General features: G+C 68.9%; 14 protein-coding genes. 11 read left to right on the top strand and 3 right to left on the bottom strand.

Features of this window, described 5'->3' with window-relative positions:
* Positions 1–18 precede the first annotated feature (18 nt).
* The 11 genes from FJV41_RS43720 (at position 19) to FJV41_RS43670 (ending at position 8,809) form a co-directional block, all read left to right on the top strand.
* The gene (locus tag FJV41_RS43720; protein WP_174467532.1) at positions 19–345 is read left to right on the top strand and encodes a hypothetical protein; all 327 of its coding nucleotides are present in this window, start codon (positions 19–21) and stop codon (positions 343–345) included.
* Positions 346–362: 17 nt separating this feature from the next.
* Positions 363–845: an ATP-dependent helicase HrpB gene (locus tag FJV41_RS43715; protein WP_141648569.1), complete on the top strand. Its 483-nt coding sequence runs from the start codon at positions 363–365 to the stop codon at positions 843–845.
* Positions 846–854: 9 nt separating this feature from the next.
* Positions 855–1,658 carry a flagellar M-ring protein FliF gene (locus tag FJV41_RS43710; protein WP_141648568.1) on the top strand — a complete coding sequence of 268 codons (804 nt, stop codon included), beginning with the start codon at positions 855–857 and terminating at the stop codon, positions 1,656–1,658.
* A 94-nt stretch (positions 1,659–1,752) separates the two neighbouring features.
* Entirely contained in the window at positions 1,753–2,187 is a 435-nt protein-coding gene (locus FJV41_RS43705) for a hypothetical protein (RefSeq protein ID WP_306440945.1), read from the top strand.
* A 221-nt stretch (positions 2,188–2,408) separates the two neighbouring features.
* Positions 2,409–3,485, top strand: a complete 1,077-nt coding sequence (gene sctQ, locus FJV41_RS43700) for a type III secretion system cytoplasmic ring protein SctQ (RefSeq protein ID WP_246137797.1) — start codon at positions 2,409–2,411, stop codon at positions 3,483–3,485.
* A gap of 8 nt (positions 3,486–3,493) precedes the next feature.
* On the top strand, positions 3,494–3,907 hold the full coding sequence (locus tag FJV41_RS43695) for a flagellar biosynthetic protein FliO (RefSeq protein ID WP_141648566.1): 414 nt from the start codon (positions 3,494–3,496) through the stop codon (positions 3,905–3,907).
* Positions 3,904–4,626, top strand: a complete 723-nt coding sequence (gene sctR, locus FJV41_RS43690; RefSeq protein ID WP_141648565.1) for a type III secretion system export apparatus subunit SctR — start codon at positions 3,904–3,906, stop codon at positions 4,624–4,626. Before FJV41_RS43695 ends, sctR begins: the two co-directional genes overlap by 4 nt.
* Positions 4,627–4,630: 4 nt before the next feature.
* Complete coding sequence (locus tag FJV41_RS43685) at positions 4,631–4,900, top strand: flagellar biosynthetic protein FliQ (protein ID WP_141648564.1); 270 nt, start codon at positions 4,631–4,633, stop codon at positions 4,898–4,900.
* On the top strand, positions 4,897–5,691 hold the full coding sequence (locus tag FJV41_RS43680; protein WP_141648563.1) for an EscT/YscT/HrcT family type III secretion system export apparatus protein: 795 nt from the start codon (positions 4,897–4,899) through the stop codon (positions 5,689–5,691). Before FJV41_RS43685 ends, FJV41_RS43680 begins: the two co-directional genes overlap by 4 nt.
* Positions 5,688–6,737, top strand: coding sequence for an EscU/YscU/HrcU family type III secretion system export apparatus switch protein (locus tag FJV41_RS43675; protein WP_141648562.1), 1,050 nt, complete (start codon positions 5,688–5,690; stop codon positions 6,735–6,737). The genes FJV41_RS43680 and FJV41_RS43675 overlap by 4 nt, the downstream gene beginning before the upstream one ends.
* Entirely contained in the window at positions 6,734–8,809 is a 2,076-nt protein-coding gene (locus FJV41_RS43670) for a flagellar biosynthesis protein FlhA (protein ID WP_141648561.1), read from the top strand. The genes FJV41_RS43675 and FJV41_RS43670 overlap by 4 nt, the downstream gene beginning before the upstream one ends.
* 6 nt (positions 8,810–8,815) lie before the next feature.
* Here the strand turns inward: FJV41_RS43670 and FJV41_RS43665 are convergent, their stop codons facing one another.
* The 3 genes from FJV41_RS43665 to FJV41_RS43655 form a co-directional block, all read right to left on the bottom strand.
* On the bottom strand, positions 8,816–9,166 hold the full coding sequence (locus FJV41_RS43665; protein ID WP_141648560.1) for an HU family DNA-binding protein: 351 nt from the start codon (positions 9,164–9,166) through the stop codon (positions 8,816–8,818).
* A 124-nt stretch (positions 9,167–9,290) separates the two neighbouring features.
* Positions 9,291–10,673: a YhjD/YihY/BrkB family envelope integrity protein gene (locus FJV41_RS43660; RefSeq protein ID WP_371746043.1), complete on the bottom strand. Its 1,383-nt coding sequence runs from the start codon at positions 10,671–10,673 to the stop codon at positions 9,291–9,293.
* A gap of 674 nt (positions 10,674–11,347) precedes the next feature.
* The coding region (locus FJV41_RS43655; protein ID WP_220137949.1) for a hypothetical protein at positions 11,348–11,775 on the bottom strand (428 nt) is incomplete at its 5' end.

Below are 11,775 nucleotides of genomic sequence, written 5' to 3'. Positions count from 1 at the left end.
TNTGTATAAGAGACAGGGATGATTCCGTCGGGTCCCATCCTGAGCGCGGCCGTCTCCAGTACGAAGATGGCGGTCTCCTCGGTGGTGCCGATGGGCGCGACGACCACGTCGGCCGCGTCCACGTCCGCGGCGGGAGCCTCGCTGGGGACACCGACGGGCAACGGGGATGCGTGGGACCTGCTGGAGGCGCAGAAGGCGCTCAGCGCGGACGGCCAGAAGTTCAACGCGGCCTATCTGCAGCTCCAGAACGAGATGCAGCGGGAGAGCCGCGAGCACAACGCGGTCTCGAACATCATGAAGGTCCGTCACGACTCGGCGAAGGCCGCCATCAACAACATCCGCTGAGAGGGGCGCGGCGAGCCATGAGCGTGGACAAGGTGGGAGCGGTGAGCGGTGCGGGCCTGGCGTCCGTGGAGCCAGGCCGGGAGCGATTCGACAAGGTGCTGGAGGGTGTCCGAGCCCCCGCGCGCGAGGCGAAGACCTCGGTGACGACGGAAGGCGTGGCGCGTCCGCCCGTCGAGGCCACGAGGGGCGTGGCTCGGGCCGAAGGCGGGGGGACGCAAGCCCCGGCGGGATGTTCGGAGGCGAGGACGGGGACGCGGGTGGACTCCGTCCAGACGGCGCGAGAGCAGCAGGCCGCGCAGGCATTGGAGCGGGTGGGGCAGGCGCAGAAGCGCTTGGACCACATCCTGGAGCTGGCGGAGTCGGGTCGCGACTTCACGCCGGGGGAGCTGCTCTCGTTGCAGGCCCAGGTCTACCGGGCGAGCCAGGAGCTCGACCTCGCCGGCAAGGTTGTCGAGAAGGCGACCGGCGGCGTCAAGCAGGTGCTGCAAACGCAGGTTTGAGGAGCGCGCATGTCTTCGAGTTCCCTCCGCTGTCTGCTCTTCCTGTGGCTCTTGTGCGCCACCGCGTGTCGAGAGCGCATCCAACATGGCCTGGATGAGAGGCAGGCCAACGAGCTGCAGTCCGTGCTCATCGAGCGAGGGCTGGATGCTCGCAAGGTGCCGGAGGCGGGCAAGAAGCCGTCCTGGGCCATCGAAGTCACGGGAGACCAGTCGTCGGACGCGGTGCGTGTCCTCGCGGAGCTGGGGCTGCCGAGGCCCGCGGCGGAAGTGGGCTGTGATGTCTTTGGTGGCAGCGGACTGGTGCGCACGCCGGTGGAGGAGGGCGTCTGCCGGGTGCGCGTGTTGGAGCGGGGCTTGGAGAAGACGCTCCAATCCGTGGAGGGAGTGCTGCTGGCGCGAGTCCACCTGGTGGTGCCTCCCGCGCCACGACCCGGGCAGACAGCGGTGCCATCCAAGGCCTCGGCGATGCTGCGAGTGACGCCGGGCAGTGCGGCGAGGGTGCGTCAGTCCTCGGACGTCTTGAAGGCGCTCCTGGCGGGAGGTGTGGAGGGGCTCTCCTCCGACGCGGTGTCGCTGCTGGTGGACGAGGTGCCCGCGCGCGTGGAGGTGGCTTCGGCGGGTGGCCTGTCTTCCCTGTCCAGGCTGCGGGTACTGCTCGCCATGCTGGGGGTGTTGGTGACGGGGCTGTCGGGAGCCTTGGTGTGGGCGACGCTGCGGATGCGCCACTACCGGGAGCGGAACGTGGTGCCTGCCGCGCCGCCGGTCCCCGCTCGTCCCGTGCTCTCGGCTGGAGCGGCTCGCAAGGTCGCCTGAGCAAGCGACGGAGAGACTCATCATGGATGCGACACGTGTGGGTCGGGCATCGCGCCCGGCGAGGAAGGGTGTGCCCGTTCCGACCCAGGAGCCGATGCCCGCTCCGGTTCCGAATCCGCTGGCGGAGCAGGCGACGACGATTCGTCGTCAGCCTCCAGCGCTCCCGTTGGAGCGCTATGCGCTGGTGGCATGGGTCCTGGGCCGGGAGCGAGCGGGAGAGCTCCTGGAAGGTTTGGGAACGGAGGCCTTGAAGCGAGCCAAGGCGCATTTGCGGCGCATCGCCGCGCTCCCGTCCGCGCAGCGACAGGCGAAGGTCGCGAAGGAGTTCGGCGAGAGGAGCGACGCGGCGGCGAGGCTGAAGGCCTTGATGGACGAGGTTCCGGAGCTGCTTCGCAAAGAGGTGTTCCGTCGTCTCCCTGCCTATCACCGGACCCTGTTTCCGGGTCGCAAGGTGGAGCCCGTGGACCCACTGGCGCCACCGTTGTTGTCGGCGCTCGCCGAAAGACTCATCCGGGAAGCCACGCGCTGAAGTCCTCGCGTGGCGCCGTCCTGGCCCGTGTACGCGGCATCCCAGGCGCGGATGCCCATTCACTCCAAACCCGCGTCACCACGAGCGCCCCTCCTGGCGGGCGTCGTGCACGAGCGGGGTGTCACCCCTTGCCCTTCCTTGGCGAACCTTCGATGAATTCAGAGACAGAGCCCTCCCATTCTCCCGAGCCACGTCGGCTGCGACGGTTGGGGGCGCGCCGGATGAGTCGGGCGCACGTCGTGCTTTCGCGGCGGCCCCGCGTGGCGAGCCTGGGGCGTGAGGCCCTGGACGAAATCTGCGCGGCGCTGGGCCGGGAGCTGAGTTGCTCGGTGACGGCCGAGGCCCGGTTGCTGGATGCCATGGTCTCACCCGTGAATGGGCTGCAGCGGCCTGCGGTCTTCGTCCTGCTGGAGCTGTCGGCGGTGGGGGGAGTTGCGGTGCTGGAGTTGGAGCCCGCGCTGGCCGTTGCCGCGCTGGAGCGAATCGCCGGCCCGGGTGGCAAGCCGGGAGTGGCGACAGAGCTGGCGAGGCTGGAAGAGGCGACGCTGGCGTATCTGGTGCTGGTGGCGCTCTCCGCTGTGCGCTCCAAGTCGCCGCTGTATCCCGCCCTGGCGCCCCGGCTGTCCGCCGTGACGATGCGACGTGAGGACGTCGTGGCTCGGCTGCGGGGGCGGCAGCCGCTGGTGGGCGTGGAGCTGGATGTTTCGGTGGGGCCGGTGCGTGCGGGAGGACGGCTGTTGCTTCCCTCACCGGTGCTGCAGTCGGTGTTCCAGGAGTTCCCAGTGGAGCGCGACACGAGCGTCGCATCGGAAGTGCTCGCCGCGGCTCTGAAGATGAGGTGCCTCATCGGACAGACGCCCCTGTCGCCCCAGGCGATGGATGCGCTCGCGGTGGGGGATGTCGTTGTCTTTGAAGGCGTGCGTCGCGAGGACACGCGCCTCTTCGGCCCCGGACGGCTGGTGGCCCGGGGCTTCTCGCTCGCGGGGACGTTTCAGCCCGAGGGTTTCTCGCTGTCCCGTGCGCGTGTCCGCGTGCATTTCCAGGAGTCGAACATGGTGGTGGTGAACGAACGAGGCGAGGGCATTCCCCCGCTCCCCGTGGACGTGGAGGTGGAGTTGACGCGGGTGCTGGTTCCGCTCTCGGAGCTGGCGGCGTTGAAGCCGGGCGTCCTGCTCCCGTTGCACATCAATGCCAGTGAGCCGGTGTTGTTGCGCGTGGGAGACCGGGTGGTGGCGCGCGCGGAGCTGGTGGACCTCGAGGGCGAGGTGGGCGCTCGTGTCCTGGCCCTGTTGCCGTGAGTGAGCACATGAATGTCCGGCGCGCGTCGCTCTCTCCTCGCACGCGCCTTCAAGTCGCGACGCTGCTCGTCCTCGGGTTGGCCTTGCTGGGGCCCCTGGGCGGAGTGTCCGTGGTGTCCACGGCTCGGTGGCTCCTGATTCTGGGGACACTCTGTGGCCTGGGGTGGTGGTGGTTTCGACGGGGGGCCAAGGGGCCCCGCGTGGAGAGTGCCGAGCGGATGCAGGTCATCTCCCGGGCAGGCCTGTCGCCTCGTTGTGGCCTTGCGCTGGTGGAGGTCGAGGGGCGGGGCTTTCTCGTGGCCTTCGGTGATGCGTTCGCGGAGGTCCATCCGCTGCCCGAGCGGGAGGAGGTGCCACGGACCTTCGCCCAGGCGCGGCGACCGCGTCCGGGGCGTGGTCTCCGGAAGGGGATGAGCTCATGACGGGCGGCCTGGGAATGCTGGCGCCAGTCATGGCCGTGGCGTCGGAGGGGGCGCTCAGCCAGCAGTCCTATGCGGGAAGCCCGCTGTCGATGATGGGCATGCTGGCGGTGATGTCACTGCTGCCGTTCGCGGTGTTGATGTTGACGAGCTTCTCGAAAATAGCGGTGGTGTTGTCGCTGGCACGCTCGGCCATGGGAACCCAGCAGGCGCCGCCCACGCTGGTGCTGACGGGACTGGCCGCGGTGCTGACGGGCCACATCATGGCCTCGGTGATGGAGCGGACGTACGACGCGGGGCAACGCGCCTATCAGGAGCTGGAGGCCGGCTCGGGCGTGCGGATTCTCGATGCGGCGGCACAGGTGGCGGAGCCGCTGCGCGGGTTTCTCGTGAAGCATGGCAGCCCCGAGGAACGCGCTCGTTTCGTGGACCTGGCGCGAGAGCTGCGTCCCCCAGAGGAAGTGGACTCGGTGCGCGAGACGGACCTCTTCGTCATCATTCCCGCCTTTGTCATCACGGAGTTGAAGGAGGCCTTTCAGATTGGCTTCCTCGTCTTCCTCCCGTTCCTGGTGCTCGACATGGTCATCGCCAATGTGTTGCTCGCGCTGGGGATGCAGACGTTGTCGCCTGGCCAGGTGAGCCTGCCTTTCAAGATTCTTCTCTTCGTGGCCGTGGATGGCTGGTCGCTGCTCGCGCGCGGCCTCATCCTCGGTTACCGGTGACTCGATGACCCAGGATGTGTTGTTGACCCTGGGGCGTGAGGCTTTGCTGTTGATGGTCCTCGCGTCCTTGCCACCCATTGGGGCCAGCCTGTTGGTGGGCTTCCTGTCGAGTCTCTTTCAGGCGACGACGCAGCTTCAGGAGAGCACGCTATCGGTGGTGCCGAAGCTGTGTGCGGCGGTGGTGGCGTTGGTGCTCTCCGGGCCGTGGATCGCCGGGCAGTTGACGCGATTCACACAGCAGCTCCTGATGCTCATCTCCGAGGTGTCGGCGTGAGCCTGGAGTTGCTGCGCGCCCACCTGGAGGCGCTGGGCCCGGACGCGGTCGCCGTGGCGCTGTGTGCCGCACGGCTCCTGCCCGTGGCCTTCCTGTGTCCGCTGTTGGGAGGGCAGGCCACGCCCACCACGGTGCGGCTGGGCTTGGTGTTGTCGCTCTCGCTCTTCCTGCGGGCGGAAGGTGGCGTTGGACTGGCGGAGCCCGTGACTTCGTCGCTGGAGTTGGGGGGATGGGTGTTGCGAGAGCTGGCCTACGGGGTGTCGGTGGGGCTGGTCGCGGCGCTGCCGTTCGATGCGGCGCGAATGGGGGGGCGATTCATCGACCTGCTTCGCGGAACGTCCGCGGAGGCCAGCCTTCCGCTGGCGGGGAGTCGGGAGTCGGCCACGGGCGAAGGGCTCTATCATCTGCTGGTGGGACTGGTGACGTCGGGGGCGGTGGCTCCGCTGGTCTTCGGCGCGTTGGTGCGTGGCTTTGGCGTGGTGAAGCTGGGGGCCTTCGTGCCCACGGAAGCGGCGACGTTGCATCTCGTCGTGCTCGCGGGCGGCGCGCTGGCCACGGGACTGGCGGTGGGCGCGCCGATGGCGGCCGCGATGCTGACGGTGGATTGCTTTCTGGCATTGGCATCGCGCGCGGCGCCGCAGGTGAACCTGCAGGAGTTGGGGGCTCCGTTGCGAATCCTGGGGGGCGGCGTGGTGCTGTGGTTGGGCATCGGGATGCTGTGTGAGCGACTGCTGGCGGAGGTTCTCTCCACGGAGGGCACGCTCTCCTTGCTGGGGAAGCTGGCCCAATGAGTGGAGAGAAGACGGAGTTGCCGTCGGCCAGACGCCTGCGTGAGGCGCGCCGCAAGGGGCAGATTCCCCGCAGCCGGCTGTTGTCCTCCAGCGCGGTGATGTTGGGGGGCGTGCTCGGGTTCATCTCGGGCGCCCCGGGGATGCTCGAGCGTCTCCAGGAGTGGACATCGCGGCTGTTCCTGGTGCAGCAGCCGGAGGGCGCCTGGGAGGAAGGGCTCTGGATTTTCGTGCGCCTGAGTGCGCCGGTGCTGGGGGGCGCGTTCGCGGCGTCACTGGCGGTCTCCGTGGCCACCGTGGGATTCGAGGTGAACCCGAGCCATGTGGCGCCGAAGCTGGAGCGCGTCAGCCTCTCCTCCGGACTGAAGCGTCTCTTCAGCGTGAGACCATTGAAGGAGCTGGGCAAGGCGCTGCTGGTGGTGTGGGTGGTGGCGATTCTTGTCTGGGGCGAGGTGGAGTCGGTGGGGCCGGACGCGCTGCGCACCGCCTGGCTGGCCGGGAGTGAGGGGCTGCCACTCATGCTGGAGCAACTCACGGAGCTGATTCGCCGTGTGGCCTGGGTGCTGCTCGTGCTCGGGGTTGGAGACTACGTGCTCGCCAGGCGGAGCCACCTGCGCGAGCTGATGATGAGTCGCGAGGAGCTGAAGCGCGAGCACAAGGAGAGTGAGGGGGACCCACGGCACAAGGGACAACGTCGGGCCTTGCACCGGCAGCTGGCTCAAGGGGGGCCGGCACGAGGGGTGCAAAAAGCCACTGCGGTGGTGGTCAATCCAACGCATCTGGCGGTCGCGCTTCGCTACGACGCGCGGGAGTGTGAAGCGCCCTACCTCGTCGCGAAAGCCCGGGAGGAGGACGCCTTGATGCTTCGGGAGGAGGCCCAGCGGCTTGGAGTGCCGGTGGTCCGAGACATTCCGTTGGCGAGAAGCCTCATCCACTACGACATCGGGGAGCCCATTCCCGAAGAGCTGTACCAGGCCGCGGCAGTCGTCTTGCGCACGGCGATGGAGTCGCGGGACGCGGACGGTGTCCCCCGGAGACAGACCTCATGAAGGTGTTCGCGAAGTGGTTGGTGAAGGCGCGAAGCTCGTCGGACCTCGTGCTGGCGGTGGCGATGGCGGCGGTGCTGGGGGCGCTCATCATTCCCCTGCCGGCGTGGCTGCTGGACGTGGGGTTGGCGGTGAACCTGGCGGCGGCGGTGGCCTTGCTGGTGGCGTCGTTGAGGGCCAGGGACGCGCTGCAGGTGACGTCATTCCCCTCACTGTTGTTGTTCACCACGCTGTTCCGACTGGCGCTCAATGTCTCGTCCACGCGGCTGGCGCTCGCGGAGGGGCACGCGGGCGAGGTCATCCAGGCGTTTGGTGAGTTCGTCGTCCAAGGAGACTACGTGGTCGGCGGCGTGGTGTTCGCCATCCTCTCGCTGGTCCAGTTCCTGGTGGTGGCGAAGGGCGCGGAGCGTGTCGCGGAGGTGTCCGCGCGCTTCACCCTGGACGCGATGCCGGGCAAGCAGATGTCCATCGACGCGGACCTGCGAGCGGGGGCCATTGACCAGGCCCAGGCACGGAAGCGGCGGAGGGACCTGGAGCGGGAGTCTCAGATGTTCGGCGCCATGGATGGCGCGATGAAGTTCGTGAAGGGAGACGTCATCGCGGGTCTCGTCATCGTCGCGGTGAACCTGCTGGGCGGCTCGCTCATCGGCGTCCTGCAGGGAGGGATGACGTTCTCGGAGGCCGCGTCGACCTTCGCGCTCATCGCCATCGGAGATGGCCTCGTGTCCCAGGTGCCGTCCCTGTGCATCACCGTGGCGGCGGGGCTCGTTGTCACACGGGTGGCGTCGGAGCGAGAGGAGGACTCGCTGGGCTCGGAGATTGGCTCGCAGTTCTTCGGTGAGGCCCGGACACTCTGGGTCGTGGCGGGATTGTGTGTGGCGCTCGCGTTGATGCCGGGCATGCCGCACCTGACCTTCTTGCTGCTGGCGGCGGGACTGGTGGGACTCGGGCGCGTCCTGCAGCGAGGCCTGCCCCGAGAGGGCGTGGCGACGCGCGGCGGGGATGCGACGGGTTCCAAGGAAGGAGCCGAGGAGAAGGCGGGGGCTGCTCCGGAGAGTGCCGTGGTGCCCGTGGGAGTGTCTCCGCTCACGCTGGACCTCGCGCCGGACCTGACGGTGCTGGCGGAGGCGTCGGCTGGGACCTTCGTGCACCAGACCTTGAACGCCGTGCGCGACGAGCTCTTCTTCGAACTGGGCGTGCGCGTCCCTGGCATCCGGGTGCGGACCCAGGCGGCCTACCTGAGCACCGGGGAGTACCGCATCCTGGTGGACGAGGTGCCGGCGGGAGGCGGGCAGCTGAGTGTGGGCGTGCTCTATGCGATGGCGCCTCCCGATGAACTCGCGTTCCTCCAGGTAAAGGCGGAGGCCGCGGTGGAACCGTCGACGGGCAGGACCATCAGCCGCGTCCCTGAAGCGGGGCGGGGACCCGTGGAACTCGCCCAGGTCCAGGTCCTGCGGCCCGAGGAACTGCTGGCGGACCATCTGAGAGGCGTTTTGCGGAGCCGGGCCGCGGACCTGCTGGGCCTTCAGGATGTCCAGGCGCTGCTGGATGGCCTGGAGACTCGTGCTCCCATGCTGGTGAAGGAAGCGCTGCAGAAAGTCCCTCTGCCGCTGCTGGCGGACGTGCTGCGAAAGCTCCTCCAGGAAGGCGTCAGCATTCGAGACCTGCGAGCCATCCTGGAGGCGCTCGTCTCACCCACCACGGAAGGAGACGCCTCCGCGCTCGCCGAGCGCTGTCGTCAGGCCCTGCGCCGCTATCTCAGTCACAAGTTCGCGCCCACCGGGCCGCTGTATGCGTACCTCGTGGACCCGGAGGTGGAGGAAATCCTGCGGTCCACCGGACCTCGGGGACCCGCGCCAGACCCGGAGCGGGTGGCGGAAATCCTGGAAGGCGTCCGACAGGTGGCGACGGGAGGAAGGGCGGTGCTGCTCACCGCGCCAGACGTCCGGCGGTCACTGCGAAGGCTTTGCGAGGGAGCGTTTCCGGAAGTGGCCGTGCTCACCTATGGGGAGCTGGACGGCGCCCTTCAGATTCGTCCCATCGGCAGGCTTTCGCCCGTGCCGATGGGGTCCTGAGTCGACTCAGAGGCCCGTGCCGGTGCTGCCGGGGCTCTTGCTCTCGGGGGAGGGCAAGTCGCTCTGGGCCTGCTGGGGGGCGGGACGGTTGACCCGGTCCCTCAGCTCCTTGCCCGTGCGGAAGAGCAGGCCCCGCTTGGGCTTCACCGGGATGACCTGACCCGTCTTCGGGTTGCGTCCCTGGTAGCCCTGGTAGTTCTTCACGTGGAAGGCGCCGAGGCCGCGAATCTCGATGTTCTCACCGCGACAGAGGGCATCCTTCATCGACTCGAAAATCGTCTCGATGGTGGCCTCAGCCTGCTTCTGCGTCACGCCCCGCTTGGCCACGAGGATGTTGATCAGATCGGACTTGAGCATCGGACGCTCCCGCAAACCCGGTGACCCCTTGGCGACAGGGCACTCTGGCCCGTGGTGAATCAGGAAAACATAACAGAACGCGCCGGCACTGCAAGCAGGGTGGACTCCCAACCACCTAGAAACTTTACGGATTTCCGCCTGCCGCCACCTTGGTGGGGGCAGAAGGGGCCGTGTCCGCCAATCCGGGCCGCAAGGGGACCACCAGGTCGGTCCACCGTGTCTGACGCAGGCGCTCGACGCCGAGGCAGTCCGCTTCCTGGAAGAAGTGCTCCACTTGCTCGAAGCCCGCGGCTCGCGGTCCATCCCAGGTATCCGCGCCTCCGGAAATCATCACCCCGTGCACGGCGAGGGTGGTGTCCGCGAGGGTGAGGGAGGCCGGATCCCTTGCGGGCCGCAGTCCTCCCCGGCGTTGGCGCTCCAGCAGCCCCGCGGCCTCCATACGGTCCACGACCTCGTGGACGAGCGACTCGGGGACGCGAAGCCGGGTCGCCAGCTCGCGGGGCGTGGGAGCAGGCCCCCCATCCACCCACGTCAGGGTGGTCTCCTGGGCGATGCGGGAGGCCACCAGCTCATGGGCCCGGGGGTGGGTGCCGAACGCGAAGAGGGAGTCGCGGAAGGCGGTGTGCTCGACGGCGTAGGAGAGCCGCGCGCCGAAGAGCAGCAGCAGCCAGCTTACGTAGACCCAGGCGAGAAAGAGGGGAAGGGCGCTCAGCGAGGCATAGAGCAGGTTGTAGCGGAAGCTCCGTGCGGCGAACTCGGCGTAGAGGGACTTGGCGACCATCCACCCGAGCCCGGCGACGAGTCCTCCCGCGAGGGCGGAGCGCACCCGGACGTGCGCATAGGGCGTCCAGAAGTACAGCATCGTCAGCCCCAGCACCGCGACGAGCGTGGTGCCCAGGGCGATGAAGGCTCCGGGATACGGCAGGCTCTGCAAGACGCCTCGTACCGCCCGGGTCCCCGTGAAGGACGCGGCCAGGAAGATGGGCCCCAGCAGCAACAGGCCGGCGTAGATGAGCAGGCGGATGCCCCACGGGCGCTGGCGGCGGATGCCCCACAGCTCGTTCACCGCGCCGTCGATGTGGCGCAGCAGCGAGCCCGCGGACAGGAGGATGGCCAGGAAGCCGATGCTTCCGATGGCCACGGAGTTGCTCTGGTCGAGGAGCCGGTTGAGCACCGCGGCGGACTTCTCCTGGACGCCTGGTGCGAGCAGCTCGCGGACGACGGAGCGCAGCCGTTCCTCGAAGCGGTCCTGGTGGAAGGCATTCAGCAGGACCAGGCCGACCGTCAGCAGGGGCACCAGCGAGAACATGCTGATGTAGGTGAGGGCGGCCGCGCGAAGCCGGAGGTTCTCTCCCCGAAACCCCTGGCCCACGGTCCTCGCGGCGAGCACGGTGTCCGTCGCGAAGCGGCCCACCGGAGTGCCCTCGATGGGGGCCCAGACGCGCAACGCCCAGGCTCGTGCCCGGTCTCGGGTGTTTCGCAGCCATGAAAGCGGAGTCTGGGCCACGGCCGCTCTCAGGTACGCCAGCCCACGAAGGGGCGCGCCCCTCGAAGGCAGGGGAGAAGGGGGCGGCGACAGGAGGTCTGGAGCGAAGCGGAGATGAGGGTCATCCGGAACGGAAGTGGGGCAGGGACGTCGACGACGCTCCGCGACATGGAGCGGCAAGGCTAGTCAAACCCGAGCCTCCTGGGCCAGCCCACCCCAGTGACGAGGGTGACTGGGGCACACCGCCCGACATCCCCGCCCGGCCCCAAGGGTAGGGCCAGGACGTGAGGCCGCCGCTCACATGGCCCTCGAGTCGGAGGTGAGGTGCCTCGGCCGCGAAGGCGTGGCTCCCGGGGGGCACGACGGAAGACCCGGTGCCAGGTTCGAACCCTGTCACCGACGCGCCGTGGACCTTGGTGGGGGACGGCTCGCCCGGATACCTGGCGCCGGTTTGGCGAGAGGACTCACGGGAGTTCTGGGCGCTGGCCTGGCGAAGCCTTGCGTGAAGACTCCTGCCCGCCTTGAGGCGATGCATCTCGCAAGCGACTGGCTCTGGCGAATGAGACCTTGCTGGCTCTCGAACTCGCCCTGACTGCGAGCGCGGGATGCGCCGCCCTCGAGACAGAGGGCGGCGCCAATCTCAAGCCTCACCCCTCAGCGAGGTGAGGGTTCGATGGGGTGGGGATGCGATGGCATCACCCACTCCACCGTGGAGCATCAGGTCGTGCCGCCCGAGGGGTCTGAGCCGCCCTGACCAGAAGCCGGAGGCGTCGAGCCGCCGCCACCGCTCTCGCCGCCACTTCCTCCGGACGTACCCTGGCCACCGCCGCGCTCACCGCGACGCTCGCCGCGCTCACCACGTTCGCCGCGCTCCGCACGTTCCCCGCGCTCACCACCGCGGTCGGCACGCTCGCCGCGCTCAGCACCACGGTCCGCACGCTCAGCACCACGTTCGCCGCCACGGTCCGCACGCTCGCCGCCGCGCTCAGAACCACGGTCCGCGCGCTCGCCGCCACGGTCCGCGCGCTCGCCGCCGCGCTCACCACCACGTTCGCCGCGCTCGCCGCTCCGGTCTCCGCGAGGACGGTCGCCGCCACGCTCCGGGCGTCGGCCGCCACCGCCG

Source organism: Myxococcus llanfairpwllgwyngyllgogerychwyrndrobwllllantysiliogogogochensis (assembly GCF_006636215.1).
Taxonomy (GTDB): Bacteria; Myxococcota; Myxococcia; order Myxococcales; family Myxococcaceae; genus Myxococcus; species Myxococcus llanfairpwllgwyngyllgogerychwyrndrobwllllantysiliogogogochensis.
The sequence above is the reverse complement of the archived record's forward strand: the minus strand, read 5'-3'. Positions and strand labels throughout refer to the sequence as shown.